General features: G+C 63.4%; 16 protein-coding genes, 1 tRNA gene and 1 other RNA gene. 10 read left to right on the top strand and 8 right to left on the bottom strand.

Annotated features, from left to right (window positions below; translation table 11 throughout):
* Positions 1-9 precede the first annotated feature (9 nt).
* Entirely contained in the window at positions 10-864 is an 855-nt protein-coding gene (gene asd, locus A9976_RS15350; protein WP_012206459.1) for an archaetidylserine decarboxylase, read from the bottom strand.
* Between the two features lie 450 nt (positions 865-1,314).
* On the opposite strand from asd, the gene infA reads away from it, so the two are divergent.
* The 3 genes from infA (at position 1,315) to A9976_RS15335 (ending at position 2,393) form a co-directional block, all read left to right on the top strand.
* Positions 1,315-1,563, top strand: coding sequence for a translation initiation factor IF-1 (gene infA / locus A9976_RS15345; protein ID WP_012206460.1), 249 nt, complete (start codon positions 1,315-1,317; stop codon positions 1,561-1,563).
* A gap of 60 nt (positions 1,564-1,623) precedes the next feature.
* Positions 1,624-1,700: transfer RNA gene (locus tag A9976_RS15340), tRNA-Pro, on the top strand.
* A 258-nt stretch (positions 1,701-1,958) separates the two neighbouring features.
* Entirely contained in the window at positions 1,959-2,393 is a 435-nt protein-coding gene (locus A9976_RS15335) for a YbaY family lipoprotein (protein ID WP_183019741.1), read from the top strand.
* Positions 2,394-2,473: 80 nt separating this feature from the next.
* Here the strand turns inward: A9976_RS15335 and A9976_RS15330 are convergent, their stop codons facing one another.
* On the bottom strand, positions 2,474-3,097 hold the full coding sequence (locus A9976_RS15330; RefSeq protein WP_183019740.1) for a glutathione S-transferase family protein: 624 nt from the start codon (positions 3,095-3,097) through the stop codon (positions 2,474-2,476).
* 100 nt (positions 3,098-3,197) lie between these two features.
* On the opposite strand from A9976_RS15330, the gene A9976_RS15325 reads away from it, so the two are divergent.
* Positions 3,198-3,662 (top strand): ribonuclease HI family protein, encoded by a 465-nt coding sequence (locus tag A9976_RS15325; RefSeq protein WP_183019739.1) that lies wholly within the window; start codon positions 3,198-3,200, stop codon positions 3,660-3,662.
* A 51-nt stretch (positions 3,663-3,713) separates the two neighbouring features.
* On the opposite strand, the gene A9976_RS15320 is transcribed toward A9976_RS15325, so the two are convergent.
* Together A9976_RS15320 and A9976_RS15315 are read right to left on the bottom strand one after the other, a co-directional pair.
* On the bottom strand, positions 3,714-4,040 hold the full coding sequence (locus A9976_RS15320) for a tetratricopeptide repeat protein (RefSeq protein ID WP_183019738.1): 327 nt from the start codon (positions 4,038-4,040) through the stop codon (positions 3,714-3,716).
* Between the two features lie 984 nt (positions 4,041-5,024).
* The gene (locus A9976_RS15315; RefSeq protein ID WP_183019737.1) at positions 5,025-8,843 is read right to left on the bottom strand and encodes an ExeM/NucH family extracellular endonuclease; all 3,819 of its coding nucleotides are present in this window, start codon (positions 8,841-8,843) and stop codon (positions 5,025-5,027) included.
* Between the two features lie 457 nt (positions 8,844-9,300).
* Here A9976_RS15315 and A9976_RS15310 point away from each other — a divergent pair, with 457 nt between their 5' ends.
* Entirely contained in the window at positions 9,301-9,597 is a 297-nt protein-coding gene (locus tag A9976_RS15310; RefSeq protein WP_183019736.1) for an H-NS histone family protein, read from the top strand.
* A gap of 96 nt (positions 9,598-9,693) precedes the next feature.
* Positions 9,694-9,912 carry a hypothetical protein gene (locus A9976_RS15305; RefSeq protein WP_183019735.1) on the top strand — a complete coding sequence of 73 codons (219 nt, stop codon included), beginning with the start codon at positions 9,694-9,696 and terminating at the stop codon, positions 9,910-9,912.
* 142 nt (positions 9,913-10,054) lie between these two features.
* Here A9976_RS15305 and ssrA read toward each other — a convergent pair.
* The 4 genes from ssrA to ompA form a co-directional block, all read right to left on the bottom strand.
* Positions 10,055-10,433: a transfer-messenger RNA gene (gene ssrA, locus A9976_RS15300) on the bottom strand.
* A gap of 12 nt (positions 10,434-10,445) precedes the next feature.
* Positions 10,446-11,111: an HAD family hydrolase gene (locus tag A9976_RS15295; protein ID WP_183019734.1), complete on the bottom strand. Its 666-nt coding sequence runs from the start codon at positions 11,109-11,111 to the stop codon at positions 10,446-10,448.
* Between the two features lie 5 nt (positions 11,112-11,116).
* Positions 11,117-11,839, bottom strand: a complete 723-nt coding sequence (gene ubiG, locus A9976_RS15290) for a bifunctional 2-polyprenyl-6-hydroxyphenol methylase/3-demethylubiquinol 3-O-methyltransferase UbiG (protein ID WP_183019733.1) — start codon at positions 11,837-11,839, stop codon at positions 11,117-11,119.
* Between the two features lie 84 nt (positions 11,840-11,923).
* A complete protein-coding gene (gene ompA, locus A9976_RS15285) occupies positions 11,924-12,583 on the bottom strand; it encodes an outer membrane protein OmpA (RefSeq protein WP_183019732.1) in 660 nt (219 codons plus the stop codon).
* Positions 12,584-12,812: 229 nt separating this feature from the next.
* Here ompA and gyrA point away from each other — a divergent pair, with 229 nt between their 5' ends.
* The 4 genes from gyrA to A9976_RS15265 all read left to right on the top strand — a co-directional run bounded on the left by gyrA (position 12,813) and on the right by A9976_RS15265 (position 18,709).
* Entirely contained in the window at positions 12,813-15,479 is a 2,667-nt protein-coding gene (gene gyrA, locus A9976_RS15280) for a DNA gyrase subunit A (RefSeq protein ID WP_013801630.1), read from the top strand.
* A 122-nt stretch (positions 15,480-15,601) separates the two neighbouring features.
* Positions 15,602-16,711, top strand: a complete 1,110-nt coding sequence (gene serC, locus A9976_RS15275; RefSeq protein WP_012206519.1) for a 3-phosphoserine/phosphohydroxythreonine transaminase — start codon at positions 15,602-15,604, stop codon at positions 16,709-16,711.
* Positions 16,712-16,730: 19 nt separating this feature from the next.
* On the top strand, positions 16,731-17,831 hold the full coding sequence (gene pheA, locus A9976_RS15270; protein ID WP_013801628.1) for a prephenate dehydratase: 1,101 nt from the start codon (positions 16,731-16,733) through the stop codon (positions 17,829-17,831).
* Entirely contained in the window at positions 17,831-18,709 is an 879-nt protein-coding gene (locus A9976_RS15265) for a prephenate dehydrogenase/arogenate dehydrogenase family protein (RefSeq protein WP_183019731.1), read from the top strand. Before pheA ends, A9976_RS15265 begins: the two co-directional genes overlap by 1 nt.
* Positions 18,710-18,795 lie beyond the last annotated feature (86 nt).

Genomic DNA, 18,795 nt, shown 5'->3' with positions numbered 1-18,795 from the left:
CACCCAGGCTCAGGCCTCGTTGCGCCCGGCCATCTTCTGGCCCAGGCGCACGGGCGCGGCATGCGTCCACTGCCCGTTGAAGCGAAGCCCTGCCGATGCAGGGAACAGCATGACCACAGTGGAACCCAGCTGGAAGCGCCCCATTTCCTCGCCCTGGCCCAGGACGATGGACTGGTCGTCATAGCGCCAGTCCTGGATGCGTCCGGGACGGGGAGGGTTGACGATGCCGTGCCACACCGTGCCCATGCTGCCCACGATGGTGGCGCCAACCAGCACCAGCACCATGGGACCATGGTCGGTATCGAAAACGCAGACCACGCGCTCGTTGCGCGCAAACAGGCCCGGCACGCCGCGCGCCGTGACCGGGTTGACCGAGAACAGTTCACCCGGCACATAAATCATGCGCCGCAGCCGGCCCGCACAGGGCATGTGAATGCGGTGGTAGTCGCGCGGGCTCAGGTAAATGGTGGCGAAATGCCCGTTGTCGAACTGGCGCGCCAACTGCGCATCGCCGCCGACCAGTGCCGTGGCGCTGTAGCTGTGCCCCTTGGCCTGGAAGATCTGCTCGCCCTCGATGGCACCGATCTGGCTGATGGCGCCATCCACCGGACAGACCCAGTCAGCCGAAGCCAGCGGCCGCACACCGGGCTTGAGCGCCCGCGTGAAGAACTCGTTGAAGCTGGCGTAGGCCGCAGGATCGGAATCGGCCGCCTCCGACATGTCCACGCCATAGCGGGCAATGAAGCGCCGGATGACTGCCGTGGTCAGGTCGCCAGCACGCGCCTGGGCCAGGCGCCCCATGACGGCAGTCAGCGCCTGCTTGGGCAAAAGATACTGGGAGAGAACGGCAAGTCGATCAGACATCGAGGTTTTGCTATAAAAGTAATAGAAGTTGTGGGCGGATTCTAGCCAACCCGCACCCCTCGCCCTCAACTCCTGCCGCTGCTTTCAGCACTTGCCAGGCCTGCCTCGAAGCCGAGCGCGCGATTTCCGGAGGCCACGGATGAAAAGCAGGTGACAAAGGCCGCACCCTCGCGGCAAAAATCCAACCTGTGTTTTGCGTGCGACGGCCGCATTGGGCTGCGCACGCGCGGGAATGCAACGCTGTAGAATTGGGAGGTTTGGCTGTTGCCGGGCTTTGCCTTTGCGACACCATTGTGACCTGGCCTTCCGTTCGGTCTGCGCCTCTTGCGCAGAACATCCACTGCTTTTTCAGCCTCGGCCCACGTACCCCATGTTCTGTGGGCCAGGCAAGGCCTTCGTGGTTCCGACAAGTGAGTGCCGCAACCGACCCAGACCTGAGAGATTGAACACATGGCCAAAGAAGAACTGATTGAAATGCAGGGTTCCGTCACGGAAGTCCTGCCTGACTCTCGCTTTCGTGTGACGCTGGAAAACGGACACCAGCTGATCGCCTACACCGGCGGCAAGATGCGCAAGCACCACATCCGCATCCTGGCTGGCGACAAGGTATCGCTGGAGATGTCGCCCTACGACCTGACCAAGGGCCGCATCACCTTCCGCCACCTGGCCAACCGCGGCCCTGGACCTGGCTCGCGTTGAGCAAAAAATTCGCCCATTGCGAAAATACCCATTTTTTTGACGCTACAATAGCGTTTTAGTCGGAGCGTAGCGCAGCCTGGTAGCGCATCTGCTTTGGGAGCAGAGGGTCGCGAGTTCGAATCCCGCCGCTCCGACCAAATGATTCAAGCCCCTGGTTCGAAAGAACCAGGGGCTTTTGTCTGCCCAATTCGCACGTTTTCAACGGAGCGTCGCCAGCGCAGCATCCCCAGCATGGCCACAAACCTTTCACACCCTTGCATCCAAGACTGGCACCCAGCCAGCAAATCGGCCCATGCGACTTTGGGAAATGGCAGCAGCTTGCGTTGAGCCTGCTCCTACAGCCTCGCAAGCCGCGCCAGGCCAGACTAGGGCTCCCAAATCAAGAAGGAGCTCCAATGAATTCCAACAGCCTTCAGTGCCGCACAGCCCTGGCCCTCGTGATGTCCGCAGCACTGCTGGGTGCATGCGCCCAGACCCAGCCAGCGCCCAATGCGCCTGTCACTGCGGTCATGGGAACGGTTGACCTGAGGGAGGCCGCTCCGCTTGCGCCCGATGCCGTGCTGGTCGTCGAACTGCAGGACACCTCGCGCGCCGATGCTCCCGCCCCGGTGATATCCCAGCAGTCCATGAGGATCGAAGGCCTCAAGCCACCCTACAGCTTCAAGCTGCCCGTCGAGCCCAGCCGCCTGAATCCTGCCACGCAATACACGGTCACCTCACGCATTACCCAGGGCAACCAACTCATCTTCATCAATGACACCGTCCACCCGGTCCTGACCCAGGGTGCAGGCTCCAAGGCCGACATGGTGCTGGTGCGCGTTGCCCCCTGACTGCCCCTCTGACGCCGCCCTCAACAATCAAAGCCTGCGGGAACATGGGGGGCTTTGTCACGCATGGCGCCAGACGGCCATCAAGGCATGCCGTTGGCGCCATGCAGGCGAAAGCCCGGCCGCTCGCAAAGCCGTTCGTAGTAGGCGCGGACTGCAGGCAATTCAGGGCGCTCCATGGGCGCCGACATCCAGCGGTGCGTGGACAGACCCAGCACGATATCGGCCAGGCTCAATTGCGCGCCAGCAGCAAAGGCGCCAGTGCGCGACAACTGGTCTTCCAGAATGCGCATGTGGCGATGCCAGTTCGCGATGCTGCCAGCCAGTTGCACGGGGTCCTGGTGCTCGGGGCTGCGCCTCACCAATCCCATGAAGGCATAGCGCCAGGCATTGTTCAGCTCCGTTGCCTGCCAATCCATCCACTGCTCGACAAGCGCGCGCTCGGCAGGTGCGGCCGGCAACAGGTCCTGCCGGTCATGGCGGGCCGCCAGGTAACGGCAGATGGTATTGGACTCCCACAGCACCAGTGGTCCATCAAGCAGCACGGGAACCATCGCATTCGGGTTGAGCCCCAGAAATCCCGGCTCCTGCGTCGATCGATGGCCTGAGCCCCATTCCTCCTGATCGAAAGAAATTCCCAACTCCACGCAAAGCCACAGCACCTTGCGCACATTGATGGACGATGACTTGCCCAGAATCCTGATCACTCGCGGCCTTCCTCCATTTCGGTGTTTTGCAGGCCTGCATTGTCCGCGCCATCCGACAAGAAATGCGACCGAACCCCCACCGCTGCCGCATGATGCAGGCATGCCTCTGGAAATGCCCTCATCACGCCCAAGCGCCTGCGGCCCAGCGCCCCCAGATGCCGACCTCTGGACTGCCTACATCGATGCAAGCGCCGTACCCAACCCCGGACGCATGGCCATGGGCGCCGTCATCATCGCACCCGACGGACGCCGCCACCTGCTGTGCGAGCCCTGTGCCGAGCGAGGCTGCAACAATGAAGCCGAACTGCGCGCCCTGATGGCCGCGCTGCAGGCCCTGCAAACCCTGCAGGCGCGCCGCCTGACCATCTTCACGGACAGCAGCATCCTGGTGGAGCAGTTGACTCCATCGCCACGCCCCATCAAGCCCATCGCGCGCCTGGCAGACCTCTTTGATGAGGCCCGCACCATGTTGGCCAGGTTCGAGCATGTGCAACTGCGCTGGATACCCCGTCACCGCAACACCGAGGCCGACGCACTGGCCAGGGAAGCTCTTTTGCAGGCGTGAATCCCGCACCGCACCCACACCCACACCCACACCCTTTCGCAAAGTCTCGGTTCATGCCGCCTGCTGTCTGTCCAGGCGCTTGAGGAACACGCCAATCTCCTTCACGACCTGGGCATCCCCCTTCTCCTGCGCGCAGGCCAATCCCGTATTCCACGCCCGCCGCGCTCCAGCAGCGTCGCCCAGCGCCAGCAATGCCCGGCCCAGCAGCTTCCACGCCACCGAATAGCCGGGATCGAGTTCAGTGGCCCGCTCTAGGTGTGAATGAGCCACCCCAGGCGCCTCGTTTTCAAGATAGGTCTTGCCCAAGGTACAGCGCAGCAGTGCCGAGTCCTTGCCGGATGCGAGCAGGCCCTCAAGCCTTTGCGTCATTTCATTCATCTTCAAACCCCTTCTGCGGCAACACAGGCCCATGGCTCCAGCGGCAAATTCTGACTCTGCTATAATCCCGTGGTTGTCTGCGCAGGCAATGCTGTATCTCACGCCGGCGCGTCGTGCACTACGACGAAAAAAACAACGGTGACAGCCGCAGAGACGTTCTGCCGTAAAACGATGGTCGCGTAAGAGCCATCGTCCACATTCCCAGAAAAAAAGCCCGCTCCACAGCGGGCTTTTTGCATTGCACGACGCATTTGGCTTGAGGCGGTCGCATCGGAGTACAAAAAAAACAGCTTTACGACTCAGATGCATGCAACTTCCGCTGCTTTGACCCCATCAAGCACCTTGTTTCAATTTACACTTGACAACCAGGAAGGACCGGAGACGCAGACGCAGGCGCTCTCATTCAAAACCCCTAGCATGTGTCCTTCCTGGATTGATCGCATGGAACGCTCCATTCAGCGCCCCGGCCGCCTCCGCAGCCGGGGCGTTTTTTCTTGAGCAACAGCAGGTCAGGCACCGGTCCGGCAGGCGAAAACCGCAAAACACAAGCTTTTTTCTAATTCCAGAGAAAGTTATGGGTTTATTTGAGAATGATTCTTGTTTGCGTATATCATTCAACCCATGCTGCAGCATTCATGGTGTTGCAGCAGTTCAGTTTCATCGTGGGGCGACTCGTCAGGCCAGTTCAGCCTGCAGTCGTTTTTGCCAGCCAGCGGTATGCCGGTTAGCCAGGCTCTTTTTCAAGCACGATCGTTTCTGGATATCTCGCGCACCCCCTTCGAGACGGCGCCCGCAGCAGCAGACGCGCCGCTTTTGCCCCCAACCCGGCCATCATCGAGCATCGGCCTGCGGTTGCGCACCAAGATCCTCCCCCTCCTATCCCTCTTGCACTCAGTCAGGCAAATACCTGTCCGCAGCTTCCCCTGCCCCAATGCAGAAAGCCCGGCCTGCACATGGTGCGGACCGGGCCTTTTCACGGAAGCATCAAGGGTTGCGGCGGCGCAGACGGATGGCCAGTCCACCCATCATCAGGCTCAGCAGCGCGACCGCCCACTCGCTCAGTGACGGAATCGCCGCCGGCGTACCGCCACCGACCGCGGCAGGCAGCACCAGGGCCGAAGGGTCTTCCACACGGCCATTGGCCAGCAGATCGTCATCGCCCAGGCCGCCATCGCGCAGCACGAAGGAGACGACGCGCCCCTGCAGCGTTGCAGGTATGCGGTACCAGTGCTGCGCGGTGTTATCAGCCGTGCGACCCCACTTCCAGTATTCAGCACCACTGGGCAGATCGTTCGGATAGGTCAGCCTGACCGTCACGAGCGCACCCGCATCACAGCCATCGGTATTGAGCTTCAACAGCCCATGTGGCACCACCGCCCCAGGACGTGGAGCACCCGGTGCCGCCATGACCTGCGGCGGCTCGGCCAGGCGGCAGCTGGCGCCACCGCCCACGACCTCGCCCGCAACTGCAATCTGGCTTGCTCCGCTGATATTGAATCGATTGGCAGGGTCCACCGCGCCCGCTGCGGTCGCCAGCAGCGGATAGCTGGCAGTCACAGCCGCATGGACACCATCGCTCACGCTCAGTTGCAAACTGGCTGGGCCGGTCACCGAAGCCATGTACATGGCGGCGCTCAATTGCCGCGACACCTGTTCGGGGCTGCCGCGCAGCTGTATGCCGGGCTGTGCGGCATCGGCATCCTCCAGGCCCAGCACCTGTCCGCCGCTGGCGACGATGGACAGTGTGACGACGGGGCTGTCGGCATCGGCCACCACCACATCCGCCAGATCGGCCGCCTGGCCCACCACCACGGCCTGTGCATTGGCAGGCACGCCGCTGAACGATGGCGCCTGGCCACCGAAATTCAGGCCCAGGAGGATGGGGTTGTGGTCACTGGAACGATAGGCAGTGGGTGCATAGAAGCTGGCCTGCTGATCCAGCGACTTGAACTCGACGTTGTAGTCGAGCACCTCGGGCTCCTCCGCATTGATGGCCCACTTGACTGCACGCCCCACGCTGGGCTGCAGGCTGGTGCTCACCAGCACATGGTCCAGCGAACCCCACATTCCGTCGAATGCGTAGGACAGCCCCTGGGAGACCTTGACATAGCCGCCGGTCTCCAGCGTGGTGATGGGATCTTCCTTCGCATAGGCGTTGAAGTCGCCCACCAGCACCACGTGGGGGCTGGTCGCGCCTGTGGGCCGGGTTGCCAGCCAGTTGCTCAGTTGCCGGGCCGTCTTCACGCGTGCCGCGTTGTTGGCGCCCTGGCCGTCTAGCACGTCCGCATTGCCCGCGCCGCCGAGCACGCTGCCCTTGGATTTGAAATGGTTCACCACCAGGGTGAACTGCTCCGTGCTGCCGCCCACGGCAAAGGTCTGCGCAATCGGCACGCGGGCTCCGCCGATGCTTCCGTTGAAGGCATCGTAGGTGGAGACATTGGGTGCCGCTGCGCTGCCCACCGGCGTGACGCGGTCGCTGCGATAGAGGATGGCCACGGTAATGGCATCCGTGCCCGCGCCTGGCACCGTGCCTGCAGCCTCACTGAAGGGTGCCTTGACCACCGCATACACGGCGCCGGCAGGCTTGTCCGCACTCGCATTCAAGGCGTCGGCCAGATCCTGGATGGCGCTGCCCGGGCCAAAGCCATTGTTCTGCACCTCCATCAGGCCGTACACATCGGCGCCCAGCCCCAGCAGATTGGCCACGATCTTGGCGCGCTGCCTGTCCAGCTCGGCAACGCTGTTGGCACCGCGAATGCCCTGCTGGTTGCCCAGCGGCGTGTTGAACATCACCTGGGAAGAGCCGCTTGTGGCCCCCGTCAGGTTGAAGAAATTGAGAACGTTGGCAGACGCGATCCTGAGCGTGGCCGCTCCCACGGCCTGCTGCAATTCAACAGCAGAAGGTCGCGCGGCTCCCGTGAACTGCGGAGTCTGCGTGGGCTGCACGCGGTAGCTGGTCAGATAGGGCTGGCTGGCGGCAGCATCAAAGAACTGGTCGAGCACGCCGATGACGCGGTCCACGCCATCGCCAGCGCGCAGCGTGTTGGACGCCGACAGCGGCAAGCCGCCACGACCCGGCACGAACTCGGGATTCTGGGCTCCCGAGCGATCATCGAGAATGATCTGGCTGCGCTGCAGCGTCTGCACGTAGGCTGCATAGCCCGCCACGCTGGGGGCGTTGACTTCGGTGTACTGCGCCAACGGCGTATCGGCGGACAGCGTGACATTGCCGTAGCGGCCCAGCGTACGGTTGTCGCTCACCACCAGCTTGCCGCCTGCGGTGGCGGATGCCACCTCCACACGCATACCTTCCAGGCGCTCCCATTGCCCCATGTCGCTGACAGGCAGTGCGATACGCACCGGCTCCGGCAAGGCCGCCGCGCCGCGCACAACGAAGTCCGTGATGGCGCTGAGCTGGGTCTGATTGCGGAACTCGCTCACCGAGGCGGAAATCTGCACCAGCTTGCCCACCATGCTCTCATCCACGCCAGGATTGGCGTTGCCGTAGTAGACAAAGATGCCCTCCGAGGTAGCAGCGTCGCCATCGGAGTCTGCCGCCTCTTCCTGCACGAAGAAGCCGCTCAGTCCAGGCATATAGGCCGTCACCACGGCACTCACCGTCACCTTCTGCCCCACCAGAGGAGACTGATCGCCAGAGCCCTGGACCGCAGAAATCCTGGTGACCGGCGGCTCGTCTCCTGTCGTGAAGCCCAGCGTCGTGCCGGTCCACACATTGCCCGAGGTATCCAGCACCGGCTCGCCCACGGAAACCAGGGTATAGGGAGTATTGACCGCCAGCCGCACACCCGCGTTGAGCGTGATGGTCGAGCCACTGAATTTGACCTGTGCCGCATCGCCAGCCTGCAGCGTTGCCACCACCGTGCCGCCCTGGCGCAGTTCGAAACTGCCGCTACCGGGTTTCACCGCCTCATCGAAACTCAGCTTGATTTCGGGATTCAGCGCCACCCCGGTTGCCGCCATCGCGGGAATGCTTGCCTGCAACATGGGCGCCGTGGTGTCGGGCAGCGCCAGGGTGATGGAGACATCATCAATGGCCAGGCCGTGGTCGTTGCCCACATCATTGAGCTCAATCCAACGCAGCCACAGCGTGGCACCTGGCGCCCAGCCCAGGCCGCGCAGATCCCCGCCCACATTGCTCACCCGCCCGGCCACGTTGCCGTCCACGGCGGCAGCATTGCCGGTGGCAACCGGCGATTGCCAGTTGAAGTTCGCGCCGGCAGGCAGCCATTCGGGCACGTCGGCAAAGGTGGCTCCCATGCCGTACTCCAGCACCATGGGCTGCGGTTCCGTATTGCCACCGTTGCGCCATTGCTCGCCGTTGAATCGCAAGGTGATGCCGTCGACCGAGCCACCCGTGTCATTTCGCACCGCCAGCGCAATCCAGCCCGCTACAGCGCCCTGGGCCGGGCTGCCAAAGTAGGCCCCGCCTGATGCCACGCCCCCCAAGGCACGGTCCGCGCCCAGCCCCAGGCTGTAGAAGCTGCCGGTGTTGGAGGCACCATTGCCAGCCACATAAGAGGTAATGGATGCCAGGTTCTTGTTGAAGAGAAACCATCCCGGCAAGGTGCTGTTATTGGCCCATGCCAGCCCCACCCCGGAATCTGCCAGGGTGTCGAAATTCTGCGTGTAGGTGCCGTTGAAGGGAACCTGCGCCCATACCCCGGCAGATGCCGAAAGAAGCAGCCCCGCGCCATACAGACGCCAACGATGGCGCTGCAATGGCGCACTCACCGGATTGGCCGGGTTGAAAACAAATGGAATCAGCGTGGCAGCAATAGACATGGATGCGCAATAAAAAAGCAATGCGCTCCCCCCCATGGTTGCGCAACTCCCGGTTTATCGCGCATGGAGATGACCAGCCTGTGACTCGGCAGATGCTCCTCCGTCCTACGTGCAGACTCGCCTCCCACCCATCGGCGGACCTGCGCACGCCAGGCATCATCGCCTTCAGTTTCTGCACCGTTTCATTGCCGGGTCTGGGGCATTTCCTCCTCCCTCCCTCTCATTCCCCCAGGAAGCTTTCAAAAAGCACCGGCTCTTTCTTCCCAGGCCAGCGCAAGCCGCTGGCCTTTTTCTTGGGCGCATCTCGTCGCCCCAACCATCCCCATCGACTGTCTTGAAGGCGCTACGTCGCTGGTGACTTTTCCTGCATTCGCACACTCTTTTTCTTACTCATAACTTACAAAATATTCATGGCCGTGATATACAAGCGCATCTCCCACTGCAAATCATCATCGCCATGACATCCGACTACAAGGCCCTGTTGCAACAAAAAGCCGAGCTTGAGAAAAAAATCGACGCACTCATCAAGCATGCGAAAACCGATGCGATCACTGAGGCGAAGGCGATGGTGCAGCAATATGGCCTGACGAAAGAAGACGTCTTCCCCTCCGCCAAGAGCAAACCCAACAAGGCCGGCAAGCGCAGCGTGGGAGAGCCCAAATTCCGCAACCCAGAAACCGGCGCCACCTGGACAGGCCGCGGAAAACCGCCCAAGTGGATAGAAGGCAAGGACCGCGCAAGCCTCGCCATCTGAGGATCGACACCGGGCGCCGGCCATGGCTCCAGTCGGCACCCCCTATTCCGCCGCGATGCCATACCATGCGATTTCCACCACAAGGAGGAAACGCACATGAGCAAACAGAGCACAGACACCCTTTTGGCAGCAGAACTGGCTGATCACTTCATCGAAGTCATCCTGTCCACCAAACCAGAGCTGCTGGTCTCGGGCATCGGGGGGGTGGCAGACCTGCACCACATACAGCAAGGAGCCAAGGCCCTGGCGCATTTCCGCCTCACGCTGATCCAGGAACTGTCGCAACAGCCCATGCCCGGCATGGGCGCCAACTGAATCAATCCTGGACCCACCTCCTTGCCGGGCCTGCTCCCGCAGTCCCTGTGAAATCCGTGCGATTCTGACGACACCGCAGGACACTTCAAGGCAAGAAAAAACGCCACACATCGGGTTCTCCGTTGTGTGGCGTTGTCTTGGATGGTGGAGCTGGCGGGAATTGAACCCGCGTCCGCAAGCCTTCGCCGGGCAGATCTACATGTTTAGCGTTCTGTTTTGAGTCTCGCCTCCCAAGTCGCGCAGGCGCACGCTACCTGGGATGCCAGCTTCCTTGGATCTTGCCACGTACTAAGAAGCCCAGCACGCAGCCAGCTGATGTGAATTCCCTTGCAGCCGGGAGGTATTGCTACCCCCTTGCCCAGCCCATCAGCGTGCTGTTGCAAGGCTCACCGGATTTAAGCGGCGAGTGCGAAACGTTCGTCGTTTGCAGTTAGTTTTTTTGAATGGAGATTTACGAGCGTCACTCAAGCTCGACATGCACCACACCGGTCCCGAACCCACGTCGAAACCAGGACAGCCCCAAGGCTCCTATCTTAGCCTCTTTCCAGCAGTTTCAAGAGCTCCAGCGGAGAATTGATTTGCGCATCCGCCTGCCAGTGCAAGGTGTCGCTGGCCGCACCAAGGTAGCCATAGCATGCAGCCACGGTCTTCATGCCCGCAGCCTTGCCTGCAACGATGTCGCGCTCATCATCACCCACATAGACAAAACACCGGGGAGGCAGGCCGATACGCGCGGCAGCTTCCAGCAACGGTGCTGGATGGGGCTTTGCGTGAGGCGTGGTGTCACCGCTGACGATAGCCCCCGCACTCGCGAAAAGCGGCATCTGCTGCGTCAGCGGGTCGGTGAAACGCATGGATTTGTTGGTGACCACACCCCAGGGCATGGATGCCGCCCGGAGCTGTGCGATCAGTTCCGGGACACCATCGAACGCATAGGTGCGTTCGGTCATGCACTGCTCGTAGTTGCGGAAGAACTCCTCGCGCATCTCCGGAAACTCCGGCGAGTCGGGCGTGAGCCCGAAGCCCACTCCCAGCATCCCCCGCGCCCCGGCGCCCGCCATGGGCCGATACCGCTCATAAGGAAGCGACTGCAGGCCACGGTCAATGCGCATCCTGTCTGCGGCCGCACCCAGGTCGGGCGCACTGTCGATCAAGGTGCCGTCCAGGTCGAACAGAACAGCTCGGACTTCTTGCCACATGCGGCCTACCCTTCTGCCCGGCGCGTTGCCAGCATGTAGTTCACCGACGTGTCCGCGCTGAGCCAGTAGCGCCCGGTGATGGGGTTGTGCTGCAGGCCCTTGCTGGCCTGCAGGTCAAGGCCGGCCTGACGGGCAAACATGGCGAGTTCGCTGGGCTGGATCAGCTTGGCGTACTCATGCGTCCCCTTGGGAATCATCTTGAGCAGGTACTCAGCCGCCACAATGGCCAGGCCAAAGGCCTTGGCACTGCGGTTGATCGTGGAGAAGAACACCCAGCCTCCGGGCTTGACCAGCTCGGCGCAGGCCGCGACCACGGAAGCGGGATCGGGCACATGCTCCAGCATCTCCATGCAGGTCACCACGTCAAAGGAGCCCGGCTGTTCCTGGGCCAGACGCTCCACGCTGACTTCGTGGTAGTGGATGTTCGGCGTACCCGTTTCCAGAGCATGCAACTGGGCCACACGCAATGCCTTGGTGGCCAGGTCGATGCCTACCACCTCTCTCGCCCCCTTGCGGGCCATGGAATCGGCGAGGATGCCGCCGCCGCAGCCGACATCAAGCACCCTGAGGCCCTTCAATGGAGCTTGCGCATCAATCCAGTCCAGGCGCAGCGGATTGATCTGATGCAGAGGTTTGAACTCACTTTCCGGGTCCCACCAGCGATGGGCCAGGCTGGAGAATTTCTCCAGCTCCGCCGGGTCGGCATTGACGTTGATTGCGTTGCTCATGGCTCGATTGTCGGTGATTGCGACGACCGTTCGGCCATAAAAAAAGCCCCGTTGCCGGGGCTTTTGCGGGAAGCAATCGAAAGATTACTGAGCGGCGCGGGTGCCGACCACTTCGATTTCCACGCGACGGTTCTTTGCGCGGCCTTCCTTGGTCTTGTTGTCGGCGATGGGCTGCTTTTCGCCCTTGCCTTCAGTGTAGACGCGGTTCTTTTCGATGCCCTTGGACACCAGGTAAGCCTTCACAGCTTCAGCGCGGCGAACCGACAGCTTCTGGTTGTAGGCGTCAGAGCCAACGGAGTCGGTGTGACCGACGGCGATGACCACTTCCAGGTTGATGCCCTTGACCTTGGAGGCCAGGTCATCCAGCTTGGCCTTGCCTTCGGGCTTCAGAACCGACTTGTCGAAGTCGAAGAAAGCGTCAGCAGAGAAGGTCACCTTGGAAGCCACGGCCGGAGCGGGAGCCGGTGCCGGAGCGGGAGCTGCCGGAGCGGGCGTCACAGCGGGAGCCACAGCGGCTGCCACAGGCTTCAGAGCACCGTCGCAGTCAGCTGCGGCAGTGGCGGGCGTCCAGTTGGCATCGCGCCAGCACAGTTCGTTCGTGCCGTTCTTCCACACCAGTTCGCTGGTGCCGTTTTGCCAGTTGTCGATGGTCTTGCCACCGTCAGCAGCCTTCACTTGTGCGCCAGCGGCCGTTGCGAGGGCGGCAGAGGCAAACAACATCGCCACTTTGTTCAGTTTCTTCATGGTTCTCCTCTTGGGGAAAAAGCCGCAGCAGGGCTGCGAATCTGTGGACGTCATCAGTGACCATCACCAAAAACGTTGAATTGATTGTGCCATACGTCACAAGCAGACGGACCGCCAAGCGGGCGCCAACAAGTAGGACAGCGGCGGAATTCCAGGGTTATGTTGCTCGGCTGCTACACGTCATTCGACCTAAAATGGGCCTTTTCCCGCCGTCAGAGTATCGCCACACATGACCCAGTTTGCTAAAGAAACCCTGCCCATCAGCCTCGAAGAGGAGATGCGTCGCAGCTATCTCGATTACGCAATGAGCGTGATCGTGGGCCGGGCGCTGCCCGATGCGCGAGATGGCCTCAAGCCTGTGCATCGGCGCGTGCTGTTCGCCATGCACGAGCTCAACAACGACTGGAACCGGCCGTACAAGAAGTCGGCGCGTATCGTCGGCGACGTGATCGGCAAGTACCACCCGCACGGCGACAGCGCGGTGTACGACACCATCGTGCGCATGGCACAGGATTTTTCGCTGCGCCACATGCTGGTCGACGGGCAGGGCAACTTCGGTTCGGTGGACGGGGACAGCGCGGCGGCGATGCGTTACACCGAAATCCGCCTGTCCAAGATCTCCCACGAGATGCTGGGCGACATCGACAAGGAGACGGTGGACTACGGCCCGAACTACGACGGCAGCGAGCGCGAGCCGCTGGTGCTGCCCGCGCGGCTGCCCAACCTGCTGGTCAATGGTTCCTCGGGCATTGCCGTGGGCATGGCCACGAATATTCCTCCGCACAACCTCAACGAGGTGGTGGATGCCTGCCTGCATCTGCTGCAGACGCCTCAGGCCACCATCGACGAGCTGATGGAGATCATTCCCGCGCCTGACTTCCCCACGGCCGGCATCATCTATGGCATCAACGGTGTCAAGGAAGGCTACCGCACGGGTCGCGGACGCGTGGTGATGCGCGCCAAGTGCCACTTCGAGGACATCGATCGCGGCCAGCGCCAGGCCATCATCGTTGACGAGCTGCCCTACCAGGTCAACAAGAAGACGCTGCAGGAGCGCATGGCCGAGCTGGTGCACGAGAAGAAGATCGAAGGCATCAGCCACATCCAGGACGAGTCCGACAAGTCGGGCATGCGCCTGGTGATCGAGCTCAAGCGCGGCGAAGTGCCCGAGGTCGTGCTCAACAACCTGTACAAGCTGACCCAGTTGCAAGACACCTTCGGCATGAACATGGTGGCGCTGGTCGATGGCCAGCCCAAGCTGTGCAACCTGAAGGACTTGGTCGAGGTCTTCCTGCAGCACCGACGCGAAGTGGTCACGCGCCGCACGGTGTATGAGCTGCGCAAGGCGCGCGAGCGCGGCCATGTGCTGGAAGGCCTGGCGGTCGCGCTGGCCAATATCGACGACTTCATCGCCATCATCCGCAACGCGCCGACTCCGCCCGTGGCCAAGGCCGAGCTGATGACGCGCAACTGGGACAGCAAGCTGGTGCGCGAGATGCTCACGCGCACCCGCACCGATGGCGGCGTGGTCAACGCCGACGACTACCGCCCCGACGGCCTGGAGCGCGAATTCGGCATGCAGGCCGATGGCCTGTACCGCCTGTCCGAAACCCAGGCCCAGGAAATCCTGCAGATGCGCCTGCAGCGCCTGACCGGCCTGGAGCAGGACAAGATCGTCGCCGAGTACAAGGACGTGATGTCCGTCATCGAGGACCTGCTGGACATCCTGTCCAAGCCCGAGCGCGTGTCGGCCATCATTGGCGACGAGCTCAAGCAGATCAAGGCCGAGTTCGGCCAGAGCAAGGTCGGCGCCCGTCGCAGCACGGTGGAGTACAGCGCGCAGGACCTGTCCACCGAGGACCTGATCACGCCCACCGACATGGTGGTCACGCTCAGCCACACGGGCTACATCAAGAGCCAGCCGCTGTCCGAGTACCGCTCGCAAAAGCGCGGCGGACGCGGCAAGCAGGCCACGGCCACCAAGGAAGACGACTGGATCGACCAGCTGTTCATCGCCAACACGCACGACTACCTGCTGTGCTTCTCCAACCGCGGCCGCCTGTACTGGCTCAAGGTCTGGGAAGTGCCCGCAGGTTCGCGCGGCTCGCGCGGACGCCCCATCGTCAACATGTTCCCGCTGCAGGATGGCGAGAAGATCAACGTGGTGCTGCCGCTGACTGGCGAGTACCGCAGCTTCCCGGCCGACCACTATGTGTTCATGTCCACCAGCATGGGCACCGTGAAGAAGACGGCGCTGGACGAGTTCTCCAACCCGCGCAAGGCCGGCATCATCGCCGTGGGCCTGGACGAGGGCGACTTCCTGATCGGCGCAGCGCTGACCGACGGCAAGCATGACGTGATGCTGTTCAGCGACGGCGGCAAGGCCGTGCGCTTCGACGAAAACGACGTGCGCCCCATGGGCCGCAACGCGCGTGGCGTCAAGGGCATGAACCTGGAGGAAGGCCAGAGCGTGATCGCCATGCTGGTGGCCGAGGACGAGTCGCAAAGCGTGCTCACGGCCACCGAGAACGGCTACGGCAAGCGCACCTCCATCGTCGAGTACACGCGCCACGGCCGCGGCACCAAGGGCATGATTGCCATCCAGCAGTCCGAGCGCAACGGCAAGGTCGTCGCCGCGACCCTGGTGCATGCCGATGACGAAATCATGCTGATCACAGACACTGGCGTGCTGGTGCGCACCCGGGTCTCGGAAATCCGGGAACTGGGCCGCGCCACCCAGGGCGTGACGCTGATCTCCCTGGACGAAGGCGCCAAGCTCGGCGGCCTGCAGCGCATCGTTGAAAACGATGCCAATGAAGTCGAGGACGAGGCCACGGGCGAGGAGGCCGCAGGCGGCGACGAAGCCGCTGCCGAAGGCACGGGCGAGCCCGCCTGATGACCCAGCCGCCGCTGGGGCTGCCTCCCGCACCGGGGCGCAGCCCCAGCGGCGGCCCAGATTTTTGACAGTTGCAGGCACCGCCCGAACTGGCGCCTGCGCGTGACTTGACAGTGAACTCCATGAACCGCCCTTACAACTTCTCCGCCGGCCCCGCCGCCATTCCCGCCGAAGTGCTGCAGCAGGCAGCCGCCGAAATGCTCGACTGGCACGGGTCCGGCATGAGCGTGATGGAGATGAGCCACCGCGGCAAGGAGTTCATCTCCATCTATGAACAGGCCGAGGCCGACCTGCGCGAGCTGCTGGCCGTGCCGCCCGAGTTCAAGATCCTGTTCATGCAAGGTGGCGGCCTGGCCGAGAACGCCATCGTTCCCCTGAACCTGTCGCGTGCAGGCACGGTGGACTTCGTGCTCAGCGGCAGCTGGAGCCAGAAGTCGGCCAAGGAAGCACGCAAGTACGTGGCCGATGCGCACATCGCTGCCAGCGGCGAGGACGGCAAGTTCACCGCCCTGCCCGCCCCCGAGAGCTGGCAACTGAGCCGCGGCGCCAGCTACGTGCACATCTGCAGCAACGAAACCATCCATGGCGTGGAGTTCCAGGAGCTGCCCGACCTGAAGGCGCTGGGCTGCGATGCTCCGCTGGTGGTGGATTTTTCCTCGCACGTGGCCTCGCGCCCCGTCGATTGGAGCCGCGTGGGCCTGGCGTTCGGCGGCGCGCAGAAGAACCTGGGCCCGGCCGGCCTGACCCTGGTCATCGTGCGCGAGGATCTGCTGGGCCACGCCCTGCCGGCCTGCCCTTCGGCCTTCGACTACAAGACCGTGGCCGACAACCAGTCGATGTACAACACGCCTCCGACCTGGGGCATCTACATCGCAGGCCTCACATTCCAATGGATCAAGCGCCAGACCGAAGGCGGCCTGACCGGCGTGGCCGCCCTGGAGGCGCGCAACATCGCCAAGGCCGACCTGTTCTACCAGTACGTGGACCAGTCCTCGTTCTACGTGAACAAGGTCGCTGCCAATTGCCGCTCGCGCATGAACATCCCCTTCTTCCTGCGCGACGAATCGCGCAATGACGCCTTCCTGGCCGGAGCCCGGGAACGCGGCCTGCTGCAGCTCAAGGGCCACAAGTCCGTCGGCGGCATGCGTGCCAGCATCTACAACGCCATGCCCATCGCTGGCGTGCAGGCGCTGGTGGAGTACATGCGCGAATTCGAACAGCGCAACGCCTGACCGACCCACACTCCCGCCCATGAGCACCACACCCCAAGCCTCTCCCGATCTGGCGCATCTGCGCGTGCAGATCGACGATATCGACCAGCAACTGCTGGATCTGCTGAACCGACGTGCCCGCGTGGCAGAGCAAGTTGGCGAGGTCAAGAAGCGTGAAGGCACGCCCTTCTTCCGCCCGGACCGCGTGGCCCAGGTCATCCAGAAGATCGAGTCTGCCAACCCCGGCCCGCTCAAGAACGGCCATGTCTCGGCCATCTGGCGCGAGATCATGTCGGCCTGCCTGGCGCTGGAGTCGCCCCAGCGCGTGGCCGTGCTGGGCCCGGCGGGCACGTTCTGCGAGGAAGCCGCCATCCAGTACTTCGGCGGCGCGGCCGATCTGATGTACTGCAACAGCTTCGACGAGGTGTTCCACGCCACGGCCGCCGGCAGCGCGCAGTACGGCGTGGTGGGCGTGGAGAACTCCAACGAAGGCGTGGTCACGCGCTCGCTGGACATGTTCCTGCACACGCCCTGCCACGTGGTGGGCGAGGTCAGCCTGCTGGTGCGCCACAACCTGCTTCGCAGCAGCAACACGACCGAGGGCATCGAGGTCGTGGCGGCTCACCCCCAGGCCCTGGCACAGTGCCAGGGCTGGCTGGCCAAGCACCTGCCGCATGCCGAGCGCCGCCCGGTGTCCAGTAATGCCGAAGGCGCCCGCCTGGCGGCGCTGCACCCCAACATCGCCGGCCTGGCCAGCGAACGCGCGGCCCAGCAATTCGGCCTGCACGTGGTGGCGCATGCCATCCAGGACGATGCCTACAACCGCACGCGCTTCGCCGTCATCTGCCTGCCGCACACGCTGGCCACGCCCTCGCCCAGCGGCCAGGATTGCACCAGCATCATCATCTCCGTGCCCAACCGCCCAGGCGCCGTGCATGACCTGCTGGTGCCGCTGAAGAGGCACGGCGTGTCGATGACGCGCTTCGAGTCGCGCCCCGCGCGCACCGGCCAGTGGGAGTACTACTTCTACATCGACCTCGAAGGCCACCCGGCCCAGCCCAACGTGGCCAGCGCGCTGGAAGAGCTGCGCGGCCTGTGCGCCTTCTACAAGGTGCTGGGCACCTACCCGGTATCCAAGTGATGCAGCCCTTTGAACAACTGGGGCTGATCGGCTGCGGCCTCATGGGCGGCTCGTTCGCCCTGGCGCTCAAGCAGGCAGGGCTGGTCAAGCGCGTCGTGGGCTACAGCAAGTCGCCTTCGACGACCGAACGCGCTCGCCAGATGGGCGTCATCGATGTGGAGGCCCCCTCTGCCCTGCTGGCCGCTGCCGGTGCCGACCTGGTGCTGCTGGCCGTGCCCGTGGCAGCCACCGAGGCCACGCTCAAGTCCATCAAGCACCTGGTCACGCCCGAGATGATGATCATGGACGTGGGCTCCACCAAGGTCGATGTGGTGCATGCCGCCCGCTCGGCCCTGCGCGACCAGCTCGGCTCCTTCGTGCCGGCCCACCCCATTGCAGGCAAGGAAGTCTCGGGCGTCGAGCACTCCGACCCCCAGCTGTACAAGGGCGCACAGGTCATCCTGACGCCCACCGAACGCACGCTGACCGACCACCTGCAAAAGGCCCGCTCCCTGTGGGAGCTGCTGGGCTGCCGCGTGCGCGCCATGTCGCCCGAAGCCCACGACAGCGCCTTTGCCACGGTCAGCCACCTGCCGCATCTGCTGGCCTTCGCCATGATGCAAAGCGTGATCACCCAGCCCGACTCCGACGACGTGCTGTCCCTGGCCGGCCCCGGCTTCCGCGACTTCACGCGCATTGCCGCAGGCGATCCCAAGATGTGGCGTGATGTGCTGCTGGCCAACAGCGAGCAGGTTCTGGCACAGTCGCGCCAGTTCCAGCAGGCGCTGCAGCAACTCGAATCCCTGATCCAGGCCGGTGACGGACAAGGTCTGGAAGACCGCCTGACCCTGGCCAGCGCCGCGCGCGCCCACTGGCGCCTGGGCGCCCCGCGCCGCTGACGCGCAATGCAGGGCAAGCGCCAGACGCAAGCCCGGCGCACCCAAAGCGCTCCTGTGCATTGCGGCCGGCGCGGCCGCAATGCCTC

The organism is Delftia sp. UME58, assembly GCF_014170385.1.
Classification (GTDB): Bacteria; Pseudomonadota; Gammaproteobacteria; order Burkholderiales; family Burkholderiaceae_C; genus Comamonas; species Comamonas acidovorans.
The sequence above is the reverse complement of the archived record's forward strand: the minus strand, read 5'-3'. Positions and strand labels throughout refer to the sequence as shown.